Genomic DNA, 15,413 nt, shown 5'->3' on the forward strand with positions numbered 1-15,413 from the left:
AGGTTGTCGCTCAGGATGATGCGGCCTGCAGGCGCGGCAGGAATGCGGTCCGCACGGCCTCGGACGGGCCGGCCGACGCCGGGTCGAGCAGGCCCAGCCGGGCGAGAGCGGGCCGGACCCCGTCGCCGAAGTGGTATGCCTCTTCGAGGTGCGGATAGCCGGACAGGATGAAATGGTCGAGTCCGAGCGCGGCGTATTCGGCGATGAGTGCGGCCACCTCGTCGTACGAACCGACCAGAGCGGTACCGGCACCACCACGGACCAGCCCGACCCCGGCCCACACGCCGGGGTGGATCTCCAGCGAGTGCGGATCGTTGTGGTCGGCGAAACCGGTTCCACGACCGTGGAGTTCGGACATACGCCGCTGCCCCTCGGACTCCGAGCGCGCCAGATTCTGCTGAGCGGTGGCGACCTGCGCGGGGTCGAGCGCACCGAGCAGACGAGCCGCCTCGGCCCAGGCCTGCTCGGACGTCTCGCGGGCGATCACGTGGAACCGGATGCCGTGGGAGAGCTCGCGGCCCTGCGCGGCGGCGAGGCCGTTGACCCAGGCGATCTTCTCGGCGACCGCGTCCGGACGCTCACCCCAGGTGAGGTAGGTGTCGGCGTGTTTGGCCGCGACGTCGCCGGCGGCCGGCGAGGACCCGCCGAAGAAGATCTCCGGCGTCGGATCGGGGCGGCGGCCGAGCTGCGCACCTTCGACGCGGAGGTACTTCCCCACCACGTCGACGGGCGCGTCCTCGGTCCAGAGCCGCCGGATGATCTCCAGGTACTCGTCGCAGCGCTCGTACCGCGCGTTCTTCGCCAGGAAGTCGCCGAAGGCGCGCTGCTCACTCGACTCGCCACCGGTCACGACGTTGACCAGCAGACGGCCCTGCGAATGCCATTGGAACGTGGCGGCCATCTGCGCTGCCAGTGTCGGCGAGATGAGTCCGGGCCGGAACGCCACCAGGAACTTGAGGCTCTCGGTGGCGTCGATCAGTGCGGCCGTGGTCAGCCAGGCGTCCTCACACCACAGCCCGGCCGGGGTCAGGACCGCCTCGAAGCCGTTGGCCTCGGCGGCACCGGCGAGTTGCTTGACGTATCGCAGATCGGCCGGGCGGTCCCCCGTCATCTGGCTGCCGTGTCCGCCGGCGATCAGGTTGCGCGAGTCGCCGTAGGTGGGCAGGAACCAGTGAAAATGCAGAGACACCGCGAGGGCACCTTTCGGTCGAGACGGCAGAGAGCGAGCACGACACCGCCACGATTCTCGTTCTCAGAGAGGGCCGCCACGGTGTCTCGGCCCAGTGTCGGGCACCATCACGACGACGGACCACAGTTGAAATCGCCCTGAGGGCAAATCGACAACCGCGGGTCCGGCCAGCTAGACGATGTGTTCTCGCAGGTCAGTCGGTCGACGGGCGCCACTGGCCCATGCCGAGAAAGACCATCACGAGCTGCCGCTCGGTGCGTTCGACGATCTCCTGCTCCGCGCCACGGCCGCGGTACTCCCCGTCGAGCAGATCGGCCACGGCGGTGAGCATGATGACGACGATCAGTTCCGCCGCGAGTTCGAGGTCGTCGGGCTGCCAGCGCGACAGGTCGGGGATACGCGCGAGATCGATCGCGAGCTCTTTGGAGAACAGCCGGAGTTCGGTGTCGATCGCGCGCCGGATCTCGGCGATGCCGCCGTGCTGTTCCCGCACCAGGAACCGGAACTGCGATTCGTTCTCGCGCACATGTCGCAGCAGGATCGCGAGCGAGTTCTGCGCGGTCGGCAGGGCCTCGCGCGCCGCCAGGTCGCGTCGACCGTCACGCAGCGCCCGGCGTAGGACGCGCATCGAGTCCTCGACGACGGTGACCCCGAGATCTTCCATCGACGCGAAGTGGCGATAGAAGGCAGTCGGCACGATCCCGGCGCCGCGGGCGACCTCGCGGAGGCTGATGCTGCCGAAGCTGCGCTCACCGACCAGTGACCGCGTGGTGTCCAGCAGCGCCTGGCGCGTCTGGTTCTTGCGGTCCGCACGCGTCTGAGCATCGCGTCGACCCGGCTCTCGCGTGCGTGTCACGCACCCGAGTCTATGCGTCCTGCCGAGGACCGCCGCGAACCGGCCGAGAGCCGGGGTGACGGCAGTCACAACGGTGAACCCTTGACGATCACCGACCACCGCATGTCACACTTGCCGGTGTACACATGTACACCGAAATGAACCGAACGGAGCCCAGCCCATGAGCATCCGCACACCCCAGGACCAGACCCGCGCCGACGCCGACGCCACGCCCGGCCGGTGGAGCCGTCTGGTCGGTTCGATCGTCGAAGCCGCACTCTCGCCGCATCCGGTCGACCGCTATCTCGAACTTCTCGACCCGATGATCACCTGGCGCGACCTGCGCGGCGAGATCACCCGCGTCGAGCGGCCCACGTCGCGCACCGTCCGACTCACCATTCGTCCCACCCGGCAGTGGCAAGGCCATGAAGCGGGCCAGTTCGTGCAGCTCAAGGTCGTCATCGACGGCGTCCGCCACACGCGCTGTTTCTCGCCGGCCAATGCCGCCGCGGGCCCGGACGGCGACATCGAACTGACGATCACCGCCCACGACGACGGCTTCGTGTCCACTCACCTGCGCGAGCACGCCCGCGCCGGCGACGTCGTCGGACTGTCCGCCGCGAGCGGTGACTTCGTGCTGCCGGAGACCGATCCGACCTCGGCGGTCTTCGTCAGCGGCGGCAGTGGGATTACACCTGTACTCTCAATGGCGAGAACACTCGTCGCCCGACAGTACGCCGGACCGATCACGTTCGTGCACTACGCGCGCACCCCGGCCGACGTCGCCTACGGCACGGAACTCCGTGAGCTCGCCGCCGCGCATCCACGGTTCGATCTGCGCCTGCACCACACGCGCGACGAGGCCGACGGACACTTCACCGCCGCGCACCTCGACGGAATCCCCGGACTCTCCGACGCCGACGTCTTCGTCTGCGGCCCGGCCACGCTGATGGACGAGGTCGCCCGGGCACACGCGGAACTCGAGATCTCGCAGCCGCTGCACAGCGAGGCCTTCGCTCCAATCGTCCCGGCCGTCGACCCAGACTCCGTCGAGGGCGAGGTCACGTTCTCCACATCGGGGACATCGGCGGCCAACGACGGCCGTCCGATCCTCGACCAGGCCGAGTCCGCCGGACTCACGCCCGAGTCCGGGTGCCGGATGGGCATCTGCTTCTCCTGTGTCGCGACGAAGAAGTCCGGATGCACCCGCAACGTCCTGACCGGCGAGGTCGACGACGAATCCGACACCCAGATCCAGCTGTGCATCAGCGCCCCGGTCGGCTCCGTCGACATCGAGATCTGATGTCCGCGAGCTGACACCCCCACAGATCCACCCTCCCCAGCCACATCTCCTCTCCCAGAAGGAGGCATTGCCATGACCATCGACATCAGCCGTGACCTCGAGACCACCATCGGTGACAACCTGCCCGCGCTGCACCGAGTCGGCGCCGACGACACCGTCGCGAACGACCCGAACACCGTCGTGCTGTCCTACGAGCAGGTCGAAGCGCTCGGGAAGGACCTCGACGCCCTGCGTGCCCGCATCGTCGCCGACCTCGGCCAGAAAGACCGCGACTACCTGTACTCGGTGATCCGCGCCCAGCGCGGCTTCGAGATCGGCGGGCGCGCACTCATGTATCTCGGGTTCTTCCCGCCGGCCTGGATCGCCGCGGTCGGCGCGCTCTCCGTGTCGAAGATCCTCGACAACATGGAGATCGGCCACAACGTCATGCACGGCCAGTACGACTGGATGCGCGAGGACACCTACAACTCCCGCGAATTCGAGTGGGACACCGTCTGTCCGGCCGACCAGTGGAAGCACAGTCACAACTACCTACACCACACCTTCACCAACATCCTCGGTGAGGACCGCGACATCGGCTACGGCATCCTGCGCATGGCCCGCGATCAGAAGTGGAACCCCTACTACCTGGGGAACCTCGGGTACGCGACCGCACTGATGCTGCTGTTCGAGTGGGGCGTCATGCTGCACGACCTCGAAGCCGAGAACGTCATCACCGGCAAGCGCAAGTGGAGCGACATCAAGGGCCTCGTGAAAGGCATGTGGCGCAAGGCCGGTCGCCAGGTCCTGAAGGACTACGTGGTGTTCCCGGCGCTCACCGGCCCGTTGTTCGTCCCGACCCTCGTCGGTAACGCGACCGCGAATCTCGTGCGCAACGTGTGGACCTACTCGATCATCTTCTGCGGCCACTTCCCGACCGGCGCCCAGACATTCACGTCGGAGGAATGCCAGAACGAGACGCGCGGCCAGTGGTACCTGCGGCAGATGCTCGGTTCGGCGAACATCACCGGGAGTCAGCTGTTCCACATCATGAGCGGCAACCTGTCCCACCAGATCGAGCACCACCTGTTCCCCGACATCCCGGCCAGCCGCTACCCCGAGATGTCCGCAGAGGTCCGGGAGATCTGCGAGCGCTACGGGCTGCCCTACAACACCGGGTCCCTGAGCCACCAGCTCGCGTCGACCTGGAAGAAGATCGCCAAGCTGTCGCTGCCCAACTGGATGACCCGCGACGACGATGATCTGACGGTGATCGTCGAGCGTGAGAAGCCCGCGTCGGTCGCCTGAGCCTGTTTGATCGGTGTGTCCCGGGGGTAGCCTCGGGACACACCGATCGAGGCTTTGTGCCGCAACCAACTCCTCCAGGGGGATTCCCACAGCGATGGTCGACAGCATCGAACGCAACAAGGATCTGTTCCAGGAATTGATCGAGTCCACGGCCACGCACGTCGGCCGGATCGCAACGATCATCACCGGCGCCGTAGCAGGCGTGACCCGCGAGATCGGTGAGATCGTGACCGACGGGTTCGAGATGCGCGAGGCCGCCCGCAAGGCCAAGGCCGACGAGCGGTCGGACGAGACCTTCGGCATCATCGATGCCGAGTTCGCGGACGCATCGACCGAGGTCGACCCGACGGATCCGTATGCCGAATCCGAACAGGCGAGAGAGGTGACCGGACTGGACATGGACGAACTCCCCGACCGCATCGACGTCGGCGAGCAGGCCGGGATCGATCAGGAGGGTGAAATCTCACGGGAGGCCGATCTCGCCTCCGACGGCGGTGCGACCGACAAGGACGAACCGGACGTCGACGATCCGCGCGATGTCGCGGCCTCGGAGCCGCGGATGGATCCGACCGCGGGGTCCTGACCCCGGCTGATCGGATCACCCTGGGCACAATCGTTGCCCGCAGCGACGACCGCACGTACCTTGGTCGGCGGTTGTCCCTGCTCTTCCGGAGGTTGTCGCCCGATGTCGGTGCGCTCTGTACTCACGTTCCCGAACCCGGTCAACGACTATGCCGCGCGGTCCACCGCGGGTCTCGTCGTCGTCCTCGCCATCGTCGCGGTCGCGGTGGACACCCCCGTGCTGTACGGAATCCTGGCCCTCGGATTCGTCCTGCGCGTGGCGTCGGGGCCCACCCTCTCGCCATTCGGACAGCTCTCGGTGCGCGTGCTCGTGCCCAAGGTCATCCGTAAGGAGAAACTGGTACCGGGGCCGCCCAAACGGTTCGCACAGACCATCGGACTCGTCGTCAGCGCCACCGCATTCGTGCTGAGCCTGCTCGGCTACGGGTTGGCCGCTCAGATCACCACGGGCGTCCTGATCGCAGCCGCGACCCTCGAGGCCGTCTTCGGCTTCTGCCTGGGATGCACCATCTTCGGATTCCTGCAGCGCCGCGGCGTCATCCCCGAGTCCGTCTGCGAGGCGTGCAACAACATCTCGCTCCGCAATCCGGCCGCCGTCTAGCGCCATTCATCACCAACGGCCGTGCCCACCACCCGCGAGGTGGTGGGCACGGCCGTTCGTCGTTTCAGGTGGCCGGTTCAGCCGTCCGACTTCACCGAGCGGTCCGGAACCGTCATGGCCATCATCATGATCTCGGTCTCGCTGTAGTCGCGACCGGGGTGTTCGGCCGCGAGGTGGGCCTGGACAGCCGGCACGAAGTCGGTCTCGAGAGCCGTGATGGACTCGCCACAGGGGCAACGCAGGTTATATGCCATGTGTCGCATGGTAACCGGGTTGCTGGGTACTCAGTCGAGGATTCCCATCGCGATTCCGTCGAGGATGTCGTGCTCGCTCACGACCAATTCGGTGATGCCGGCCCGCGCGGACAGCACTCTCGCGAGCTCGAGGGTCACCAGAGCACCCCCGCCGATCACGTCGACGCGGCCGGGGTGCATGGGCCCCAACGCTGCGCGGTCGGCGCGTGTCATCCCGATCAGGTTCCGGCAGACCCGATCGAGTTCGGGCAGCGAGATCCTCGACAGATGGATCTTGTCGGAGTCGTATTCGGGGAGGCCGGCGCCGAGCGCGGCCAGCGTCGTCATCGTCCCGGCGACGCCGACCCACGTGCGCGCCGACTCCACCGGTACCGCGGCAAAGGCCTCGGCCAGACGTGTGCGCGCGAATTCGGTCGCCTCCGCCAACTCCTCGGGAGTCGGCGGATCCGAGGGCAGCGCCCGCTCGGTCAGACGGACACATCCGATGTCGGCCGAGTGCGCCGCGGTCACTCCGTCGGCATCGCCGAGCACCACCTCCGTCGAGCCGCCACCGAGATCGGTGACCACGAAAGGCCCAGCTGCCGAATCCAATTCGCCGACGGCGCCGCGGAACGACAGCCGCGCTTCCTCGTCACCGGTGATGACCTCGGCGATGGCGCCCGTGGACACGCAGCCGAGCAGATCGGCGGTCATCGCGAAGAACTCGTCGCGGTTCGACGCATCGCGGGTCGCCGACGTCGCGACCATCCGTACCCGCTCGACGCCGAGCGATTCCATCGTGTCGACGTAGTCACTCAGTGCGACCCGCGTCCGTTCGATCGACTCGGCGGCGAACATCCCGGTCGCGTCCACGCCGTAACCCAGTCGGACGACCCGCATCTCACGATGGAGATCGATCAGAGTCCCGTCCGGTCCCGGCTTCGCCACCAGCAATCGGATCGAGTTGGTGCCGCAGTCCACGGCGCCGACGACGCTCACCCGCCGTCCCCTGCGGGGTCGGCCGGCTCGGGCCAGTCTGCCGGGATCGCGGTGCCGCGCAACCCGTTCGCGGCTGCGAGCGCCACCGCCTCGTCGCCGAACGGGTTCAGCCCCGGGCCCTTGGCCAGTGAGTGCGCGATCAGGACGTGGAGGCACTTCACCCGATCCGGCATGCCCCCGCCGGTGAAGTCGGTCCCGAGCGGCTCGATCGCGTCGCGTTCGGCGAGGTAGTCCTCGTGCGCACTCCGGTATGCGGCGGCGAGCTCCGCGTCGTCGTGCAGGCGCGCGGTCATCTCCTTCATCACACCGGCCGACTCCTGGCGGCTGGCCTCGGCGGTCAGACGCGGATCGGTCAGGTAGTACAGGGTCGGGAACGGCGTGCCGTCAGGCAGCCGGGGCGCGGTCTTCACCACGGCGGGCCTGCCGTCGGGTGTGCGATAGCTGATCTCGAGGACCCCCCGCGGCTCGCGCCCGAGCTGGGCGGCCACCGTCGCGAGGTCCTCCGCGGAGACGTCGGGGTGAGGATTGGTCACGCGGAGATGCTCACTGCACGCCGGGTGGGGTCGACAAGGTGTCCCAGAGATTTCCGTACCACGGTGCGCGAGCACGCTCCTCGGCACGTTCGGCGGCCTCGCGCCGCGCCTCGTCGGCGGGGAACAACATCACGAGCGGGATCTCTCCTGGTTTGACGAACTGCAGACGTGTCCGCGCCTGGGCCTCGATGTAGGCGGGATCGTTCTGCTCGTTGACCTTCTGCTGGTAGTCCGCGACCTCGCGTCGCAACTGTTCGTTCGACGCGGTCAGCTGACGGAACTCCGACCGCTGGCTGAAGTACGTCCGCAGCGGCATCGCCAGGGTCAACGCCACGACGCACACCACGACGACGGTGATCACGAGTGTCGCGAGGCTCGCGGGGGTCATCGCGATTCCCCGCAGGCGAGCACCGAGTCCGTTGCGGGCGGGGCGGCGCCGGTTCCGCGGCGAACGCTCCCGTGCGACACGAGGGGTGCCGGCGTCCGAGGTGTCGGCATCCAAGGCGTCGTCGGCGGTCGGCGGGGCAGGGTCGGCGTGGACCTCCTGCTCGACGGCCTCGACCATGTCGTCGGACGACACGGGCTGGGTCGGGCGAGCGTGCCGCCGCGTGCGACGGGCGCGTTCGCGTGAGCGCGCGTCTACCCGACGATCGCGCCCACGCTGACGCCCGTCACCGCGGTGACGTCGCTGCGAAGCCATGCAGACAGCTAATCACGAACCAAACGAGAAACGCGGGAAGGCGAGGTCGCCCGCGTACCGTGCCGCGTCACCCAGTCCTTCCTCGATGCGCAGCAGCTGGTTGTACTTGGCGACCCGCTCGGAACGAGCGGGCGCACCGGTCTTGATCTGACCGCAGCTGCAGGCGACCGCGAGGTCGGCGATGGTGGTGTCCTCGGTCTCGCCCGACCGGTGGCTCATCATCGTCTTGTAGCCGTTGTTGTGCGCGAGCGCGACGGCGTCGAGGGTCTCGGTCAGCGTGCCGATCTGATTGACCTTCACCAGCAGCGCGTTCGCGATGCCCTTGGAGATGCCCTCCTCGAGACGCTCGGGGTTGGTCACGAACAGGTCGTCGCCGACGAGCTGCACGCGATCGCCGATCGACTCGGTCAGCTTGGCCCAGCCGTCCCAGTCGTCCTCGGACAGTCCGTCCTCGATCGAGACGATCGGGAAGTCGCTGATCAGTTTCTCGTAGAACGAGACCATCTCATCGGCGCCCAGTTCCTTGCCCTCGAGCTTGTAGGCAGCGTTGGAGAAGAACTCGGTCGCCGCGGCGTCGAGCGCGATGACGACGTCACGGCCGAAGTTGTAGCCGGCCTTGCCGACCGCCTCGCCGATGACCGCGATGGCCGCCTCGGTGTTCGGCAGGTCGGGGGCGAAGCCGCCCTCGTCACCGAGGGCGGTGCTCATGCCCTGCTTGCCCAGGACACCCTTGAGAGCGTGGTACACCTCGGCGCCGCAACGGAGTGCTTCCTTGAAGGTCGGCGCGCCGACCGGGGCGATCATGAATTCCTGGAAGTCGATGCCGTTGTCGGCGTGCTCACCGCCGTTGATGATGTTCATCATCGGCACCGGCAGGATGTGGGCATTCGGTCCGCCGATGTAGCGGAACAGCGGCAGCCCGGCCGATTCGGCGGCGCCCTTGGCGACCGCGAGAGAGACACCGAGCAGCGCGTTGGCGCCGATGCGGCTCTTGTCGGGGGTGCCATCGCAGTCGAGCAGCGCCTGATCGACGAGGCGCTGTTCCTCGGCCTCGATACCGATCACGGCCGGGGCCAGGTCGCCGAGGACACCTTCGACGGCCTTGGTGACGCCCTTGCCCAGGTACCGTTCGCCACCGTCGCGCAGCTCGACGGCCTCGTGTTCGCCGGTCGACGCACCGGACGGCACTGCGGCACGGGTGAAGGTGCCGTCGTCCAGGACGACCTCGACCTCGACCGTCGGGTTGCCCCGCGAATCGAGAATCTCACGCGCACCTACCTGCTCGATGATTGCCACGGTTGCACCCCAATCTCGGTGGACGAGTTCGTCGGCGATATCCCAGGGGGCGAGGCCTCCGCGGGGCCGCCTACGCCGACGACGACCGGTTCTGGTGCCGGCCGATACGCAAGAGCCTAGTGGCTGCGCCGAAGCCGCACGTGACAAGGTCGGCGCAACCGGCGCGGCCGTCGCCGACGGCGGTCAGAAGCGGACGTTGATCGAGTAGGCGTTCGCGTGATCGCGCACGTCGAGGACGTAGGCCATCGAGTTGTTGTAGGTCCGGACGGCCTTCTCCCACCCCTCCGGATTCGTCATGTCGTTGCCGGAGGACACACAGAGATAGCGGGCCGCCGACAAGGCGGCGTCGTCGATGTTGTCCGGGTCGGGGACGCCGTCGCCGCTGGCGTCGACTCCGTAGCGCTTCCACGTCTCGGGGATGAACTGGAACGGTCCCATCGCGCGGTCGTGGGTGGGGTCCCCGTCGAGCTTGCCGCCGTCGGTGTCACGGATCTCCATGTTCCCGCGCGTGCCGTCGAGCTTGGCGCCGCGGATGGGTGGGCTGACGTCTCCGTTCTCGGCCACCTCCGATCCCCGGTACTGGCCGTGTTTGCTCTCGACGCCGGCGATACCGGCCAGCGTCGTCCAGGCGATGCCACACTCGGGGTGCTGCTGACGCTGGATCTCGGCGGCGTTGCCGTATGCCTGCAGGGAGATGATCGGGATACCGGTGGACTCCGAGATCGGCACCGCCCAATCATGCATCTTGTTCGCGGTCCGCCCGGGCGCGTTGATGTCGATGTAGGGCTGGGGCACGCCCGCCCCCGGCGGGATGCCTTCGGGGATGTCCGGCCTGCTCAGCGACGGCAGGTCGATGCAACCGGCCAGCAGCACCGACGACGCGATGGCCACCGTCGAGGCCACGAGGCCATTCTTCCACGAGAGCCGCCGCCTCGATTCCCGACGCGACGCATCCCGGCCCACCACACGCATTCCTGCCGTACTCCTGTCCCGGTCGGGGGTGCTTTCCCGGGCGGAACCGCCCGGTGGACCACGATCGCACAACCGATCGGGTCGCCCGAAGATCAACACACAGTCTGGTGACTCAACTGACCGCGGTGGAGATCGGTTCCCGTCGGGTTTCCCGGGGACCCACGGTCCGGAACCCGATGTTGCTCGCCGTCGACTCCGGCGTGTTGTGCGATCGCGCGGCGACGCGGTAGCGGTGACAGTACGAGTCGTGGCACAGGTGGCTGCCGCCGCGGAGAACCCGTGCGCTCCCCCGGGCCGGCCCCGACGGATCGGTGCGGTCGGACACCCGGTAGTACCGGGCGCTGAACCTGTCGGCACACCATTCCCACACGTTGCCGGCGCATTGGTACAGGCCGTGGCCGTTGGGCTCGAAGGTCCGGACGGGTGTGGTGCCGACCGGGCCGGTCGGCTCGTTCGGGAAGTCGCCGCGGAAGATGGTGCAGCGCGGATCGTCCGCGGTGGGCGGCTCGTCGCCCCAGGGGTACCGTGCCCCGCGCCGTCCGCCCCGGGCCGCGTACTCCCACTGCGCCTCGGTGGGCAGGGCACGTCCGGCCCAGTCGCAGTAGGCCTGGGCATCGCGGTGGCTGACGTGGACGACGGGGTGATCGGCCAGGCCGTCGAGGGTGCTGCCCGGACCGGCCGGGTGTCGCCACGATGCTCCGTCGACCGCCAGCCACCACGGGGTGCCCGGCACCGCCTGTCCAGGGGCGGTCGCGTAGGTGTGGAAGACCGCGGATCCGCCGAAGGTCTCGGCGTCGGTCCGGTGACCGGTCGCCGCCACGAAGGACGCGAACGCGGCGTTGGTCACCGCGGTGGTGTCGATCGAGAAGGCGTTGAGCTCGACCTCGTGGACCGGCGTCTCGCCGTCGGTGCGGTAACCCTCGCCGAAGGCATCGCCCATGTCGAAGACTCCGGCCGGGACACTCACGGTCTCGACGAGGTGCGGGCCGGACCCGAGGATCCCGTTCTGCTCGACCGTCGGTGACTCATCCGCGCCGTCGCGCGCGGGTCCTCGGGGATGACAGCAACTCACCCCGCCATGATGCCGCGATCCATCAGGGCGCCGAGGATCAGCGACGCCAGCCGGTCGATGTCCGCGCCGGTGGTGTCGAATCGCAGATCGGGGTTCTCGGGACTCTCGTAGGGCGCGTCGATGCCGGTGAGCCCGCGCAGTTCGCCGCGACGGGCACGCTCGTAGAGCCCCTTGGGGTCGCGGCGTTCGCACTCGGTGACCGGTGTGGACACGTGGACCTCGATGAAGTCGAGGTCGGCGGCACGGTGGAGTTCGCGGGCGATCTCACGATCCGAGCGCAGCGGCGAGACCATCGACGCGATGGCGATGACCCCCGCGTCGGCGAAGAGTCGGGCGACGTGTCCGACGCGCCGGATGTTCTCCGCGCGGTCACCGGCCGAGAAGCCGAGGTCGTCGGAGATCCCGTGCCGGATGTTGTCGCCGTCGAGCAGATAGGCGACGCGACCGCGGCTGACGACGGCCCGTTCGAGTGCCACGGCGACCGTGGACTTGCCCGACGCCGGCAGACCGGTGAGCCACACCGTGGCGCCGCGCTGTTCGGTGTGCGCCCATCGTTCGGCCCGGGCCAGCGAACTCGGATGCCACTTGATGTCGTTGCGGGTCGCCTTGCCGGGGACGACCTCGCGCGGTTCGAGGATCGTCCCCGCGCCGACCGTGTCGTTGGACGCCTCGTCGATGAGGATGAACGCGCCCGTGTCCCGGTTGCTCGCATAGGGATCCGCCGGCACCACCGACGACGTCCGCAGCGTGACGGTGCCGATGTCGTTGAGCACGAGTTCACCCGGGGCGACATGTTCGATGAGGGTGTCCGGGTCGAGGCGCCGCTCGAGCGACTGGACGGTCGCACGCACCGTCGACGGACCGTGTTTGAGCGCGACGCGGTCACCGGCGCGCAGCGGCGAGTTCGACAGCCAGCACACGTGTGCGTCGATCTCTCGCGCGAGGACCGGCACGTGCGCTCCCGGTGCGCCGCTGACGATGATGTCGCCGCGGCCGATGTCGATGTCGTCGTCGATCTGGATTCCGACCGAGAGCGGTGCCACCGCAACGTCTCTCGTGGGATCCAGGGTGTCCAGTGCGGTCACGGTCGACCGACTGCCAGACGGCAGCACGACGATCTCGTCACCGACACGCAGTGTTCCGGAGGCGAGCCGGCCGGTGTAGGTGCGCCGGTTCGACTCGCTGGGACGCGACACCCACTGGATCGGGAGGCGCAGTTCCTCGGTCACCGGCGCGGGCGCGTGCAGTTCGACGTCCTCGAGGTACTCCAACAGGGTTGCCCCGGGGTACCACGGCGTGTTCGACGAGCGGTGCACGACGTTGTCCCCGTGTTTGGCGGCCACCGGGATCGCCGGGATCTCCCCGATCCCGAGTTGCACCGCGAGTTCGGCGAGATCGGCGCGGATCTCGTCGAAACGGTGCTCGGAGTAGTCGACGAGGTCGATCTTGTTGACCGCCGCGATCACGTGGGGCACACCGACGAGCGTCGCGATCCGCGCGTGCCTGCGGGTCTGCCGGAGCAACCCGTGCCGCGCGTCGACGAGCAGGATCGCGACATGCGCATTGGACGCCCCGGTGAACATGTTGCGGGTGTACCGCTCGTGTCCGGGTGTGTCGGCGAGGACGTAACTGCGTGTGGGCGTGGAGAAGAAGCGGTAGGCCACGTCGATCGTGATGCCCTGCTCGCGTTCGGCACGCAGGCCGTCGGAGAGGGCGGCCAGGTCGATGTCACCGTCGCCGTCGGTGACCGCGGCGAGGTGGTCGGTCGGCAGACTTCCGGTGTCGTGCAGGATCCGGCCGATCAGTGTCGACTTGCCGTCATCGACGCTGCCCGCGGTGGCGATGCGCAGGAATTGCCGTGCGGCCGTGCCGGTCTGGTCGCCACCGGATACGACCGGCTGCGGAGAGGTGAGAGTCATCAGAAATACCCTTCGCGCTTACGGTCTTCCATGGCGGCGCTGGACGTGCGGTCGTCGGCACGGGTCTCGCCGCGCTCGGAGACGGTGGATTCACTGATCTCGGCGATGATCTCGGAGATGGTGGTCGCGGTGGACCGGACGGCGCCGGTGATCGTGAGATCGCCGACCGTGCGGTACCGCACCCACTCGGTCCGTACCTCGTCGCCCTCGCGGGGGCGAGAATGCTCCGAGACCGAGAGCAGGATGCCGTCCCGGTCGAACACCTCGCGCTCGGCGGCGAAGTAGATCGACGGGAGTTCGAGGCCCTCGAGTTCGATGTAGCGCCAGATGTCGGTCTCGGTCCAGTTCGAGAGGGGGAACACTCGGACCGATTCTCCGCGACGGATCCGCCCGTTGTACAACGACCACGGCTCGGGGCGCTGCGCGCGGGGATCCCATTGGCCGAACTCGTCGCGGAAGCTGAAGATGCGCTCTTTCGCGCGGGCGCGCTCCTCGTCGCGACGGGCACCGCCGAAGGCGGCGTCGAATCCGCCCTTCTCGAGTGCGTCGAGCAGGGTGCGCGTCTGCAGGCGGTTCCGCGAACCCGACGGGTCGGTGGACTCGGCGACTCGTCCCGAGTCGATGGACTCCTGGACCGAGGCCACGATGAGGTCGATGCCCTCGGGGTTCTCCGCGGTCGGCGCGACCCGACGGTCACGGAACTCGATCACCTCGTCGAAATTGTGCCCGGTGTCGACGTGCATGATCGGGAAGGGCAGCGGCGCGGGCCGAAAAGCCTTCTCGGCCAGCCGGAGCAGGACGATGGAATCCTTGCCGCCGGAGAACAGCAGCACCGGCCGTTCCAGTTCGGCGACGACCTCGCGGATGATGTGGACCGCCTCGGCCTCCAGCACCCGGATGGCGGTCACATGGTCGACGTCGTCGCCGGGACGGTCCCGGCCGGCGGTCGCCCGATGGAGCGAGCCCTCGTCTACAGCGGTCACAGTGGGTATCCGTTCCGTTCGGCGTCGTCTCGATAGCGTCGGGCCCACTCCTTGGACCGCGAATTGGACTGTGGCTTCAGCGGCGGCGGGGGCGCCAGCTCCGGGTCCTGCCCGATCTTCTCCAGCACCCGCGCGGTCGCCTTCGTGGGATCGTTGACCAGGTCGCGGAACTCGATCTCCAGCGGTTCGATCCCCTCGGCGGCAAACCAGTTGCGCCACTGTCGTTCCTGGTCGACGAGGATGCCGGCAAGGTGCGCGATACCGCCTGCGTGATACACCGCGTCGTCGTGCTCGTCGGCGTCGGAGCCGTCGTGGCGCCACACGCGGGTCTGCACCGCACGCCACATCGAGACCGCCTGCGGCACAACATCATCACGATGGACATGGACGTAGAGCGGGTCGGCCCCGTCGAACAACCACCGGACGGCTTCGCGCAGCGCGCCCGAGGCGATGCGGCTGCGCGAGATCAGCAGCGGCGTCTGGTTCCACATCAGCTTGCCACCCCACACCCCGTTGGGGGTGCGCCCCGCGGCCCGGACGTCCGCGCGCCACGTCGCCGAATCGCGGGTGTCGATCACCCCGGGGTCGAGTGGATCGAGCAGCTCGACGATGGCCGGATCGGCGACTCCGGCGAACCATTCACGCGGCTGCGGCGCCTGAGACGAGTCGGGAAAGTACTGGAAGAACTCCTCCGGACGACCCGCGACGCCGGTGGCGGCGAGCGACTCCACCAGCAGCGTGCTGCCGCTGCGCTGGCTCGCGCACACCAGATAGTTTGCCGGTCCCGCTGAGGACGTCAGTGACATGAACGATGAGTCTAGCGAGCCGGAAACCCACCGCAAGCTGGCCTTTTACGCGCAAGAGGGTCGAAACCATTGACACCGGAACGCCGCTGTGCAGGGTCAGGAC

Annotated in this window: 16 protein-coding genes; 4 read left to right on the forward strand and 12 right to left on the reverse strand. The window is 68.2% G+C overall.

Annotated features, from left to right (window positions below):
* Positions 1 to 10: 10 nt before the first annotated feature.
* Both AB4Z55_RS19870 and AB4Z55_RS19875 read right to left on the reverse strand, forming a co-directional pair.
* Positions 11 to 1,189 carry an LLM class flavin-dependent oxidoreductase gene (locus AB4Z55_RS19870; protein WP_369520357.1) on the reverse strand — a complete coding sequence of 393 codons (1,179 nt, stop codon included), beginning with the start codon at positions 1,187 to 1,189 and terminating at the stop codon, positions 11 to 13.
* A gap of 193 nt (positions 1,190 to 1,382) precedes the next feature.
* The gene (locus AB4Z55_RS19875; RefSeq protein WP_004022685.1) at positions 1,383 to 2,045 is read right to left on the reverse strand and encodes a TetR family transcriptional regulator; all 663 of its coding nucleotides are present in this window, start codon (positions 2,043 to 2,045) and stop codon (positions 1,383 to 1,385) included.
* 160 nt (positions 2,046 to 2,205) lie between these two features.
* On the opposite strand from AB4Z55_RS19875, the gene AB4Z55_RS19880 reads away from it, so the two are divergent.
* From AB4Z55_RS19880 to AB4Z55_RS19895, 4 genes are all read left to right on the forward strand, one after another.
* Positions 2,206 to 3,327, forward strand: coding sequence for a ferredoxin reductase (locus AB4Z55_RS19880; protein ID WP_369520358.1), 1,122 nt, complete (start codon positions 2,206 to 2,208; stop codon positions 3,325 to 3,327).
* A gap of 72 nt (positions 3,328 to 3,399) precedes the next feature.
* Entirely contained in the window at positions 3,400 to 4,614 is a 1,215-nt protein-coding gene (locus AB4Z55_RS19885) for a fatty acid desaturase (protein ID WP_369520359.1), read from the forward strand.
* 94 nt (positions 4,615 to 4,708) lie between these two features.
* On the forward strand, positions 4,709 to 5,197 hold the full coding sequence (locus AB4Z55_RS19890) for a hypothetical protein (RefSeq protein ID WP_369520360.1): 489 nt from the start codon (positions 4,709 to 4,711) through the stop codon (positions 5,195 to 5,197).
* Positions 5,198 to 5,299: 102 nt separating this feature from the next.
* Positions 5,300 to 5,797: a DUF4395 domain-containing protein gene (locus AB4Z55_RS19895; protein WP_004022681.1), complete on the forward strand. Its 498-nt coding sequence runs from the start codon at positions 5,300 to 5,302 to the stop codon at positions 5,795 to 5,797.
* A gap of 77 nt (positions 5,798 to 5,874) precedes the next feature.
* Here the strand turns inward: AB4Z55_RS19895 and AB4Z55_RS19900 are convergent, their stop codons facing one another.
* The 10 genes from AB4Z55_RS19900 to AB4Z55_RS19945 form a co-directional block, all read right to left on the reverse strand.
* Positions 5,875 to 6,051 carry a hypothetical protein gene (locus tag AB4Z55_RS19900; RefSeq protein ID WP_167550895.1) on the reverse strand — a complete coding sequence of 59 codons (177 nt, stop codon included), beginning with the start codon at positions 6,049 to 6,051 and terminating at the stop codon, positions 5,875 to 5,877.
* Between the two features lie 30 nt (positions 6,052 to 6,081).
* Entirely contained in the window at positions 6,082 to 7,029 is a 948-nt protein-coding gene (locus AB4Z55_RS19905; RefSeq protein WP_004022679.1) for a Ppx/GppA phosphatase family protein, read from the reverse strand.
* Positions 7,026 to 7,562 (reverse strand): DUF501 domain-containing protein, encoded by a 537-nt coding sequence (locus AB4Z55_RS19910; RefSeq protein ID WP_004022678.1) that lies wholly within the window; start codon positions 7,560 to 7,562, stop codon positions 7,026 to 7,028. Before AB4Z55_RS19910 ends, AB4Z55_RS19905 begins: the two co-directional genes overlap by 4 nt.
* Before the next feature lie 10 nt (positions 7,563 to 7,572).
* Positions 7,573 to 8,262 carry a septum formation initiator family protein gene (locus tag AB4Z55_RS19915; RefSeq protein WP_101819195.1) on the reverse strand — a complete coding sequence of 230 codons (690 nt, stop codon included), beginning with the start codon at positions 8,260 to 8,262 and terminating at the stop codon, positions 7,573 to 7,575.
* 12 nt (positions 8,263 to 8,274) lie between these two features.
* Positions 8,275 to 9,558, reverse strand: coding sequence for a phosphopyruvate hydratase (gene eno / locus AB4Z55_RS19920; RefSeq protein ID WP_369520361.1), 1,284 nt, complete (start codon positions 9,556 to 9,558; stop codon positions 8,275 to 8,277).
* 183 nt (positions 9,559 to 9,741) lie between these two features.
* Positions 9,742 to 10,530: a lytic transglycosylase domain-containing protein gene (locus tag AB4Z55_RS19925; protein ID WP_369520362.1), complete on the reverse strand. Its 789-nt coding sequence runs from the start codon at positions 10,528 to 10,530 to the stop codon at positions 9,742 to 9,744.
* 112 nt (positions 10,531 to 10,642) lie between these two features.
* Positions 10,643 to 11,497, reverse strand: a complete 855-nt coding sequence (locus tag AB4Z55_RS19930; protein WP_369521037.1) for a formylglycine-generating enzyme family protein — start codon at positions 11,495 to 11,497, stop codon at positions 10,643 to 10,645.
* Positions 11,498 to 11,598: 101 nt separating this feature from the next.
* The gene (gene cysC / locus AB4Z55_RS19935; RefSeq protein ID WP_004022673.1) at positions 11,599 to 13,521 is read right to left on the reverse strand and encodes an adenylyl-sulfate kinase; all 1,923 of its coding nucleotides are present in this window, start codon (positions 13,519 to 13,521) and stop codon (positions 11,599 to 11,601) included.
* On the reverse strand, positions 13,521 to 14,504 hold the full coding sequence (gene cysD / locus AB4Z55_RS19940; RefSeq protein WP_248645025.1) for a sulfate adenylyltransferase subunit CysD: 984 nt from the start codon (positions 14,502 to 14,504) through the stop codon (positions 13,521 to 13,523). The genes cysC and cysD overlap by 1 nt, the downstream gene beginning before the upstream one ends.
* Positions 14,501 to 15,310, reverse strand: coding sequence for a Stf0 family sulfotransferase (locus tag AB4Z55_RS19945; RefSeq protein WP_248645024.1), 810 nt, complete (start codon positions 15,308 to 15,310; stop codon positions 14,501 to 14,503). The genes cysD and AB4Z55_RS19945 overlap by 4 nt, the downstream gene beginning before the upstream one ends.
* Positions 15,311 to 15,413: the final 103 nt, after the last annotated feature.

Source organism: Gordonia sp. ABKF26 (assembly GCF_041103195.1).
In the GTDB taxonomy this organism is placed as follows: Bacteria; Actinomycetota; Actinomycetes; order Mycobacteriales; family Mycobacteriaceae; genus Gordonia; species Gordonia terrae.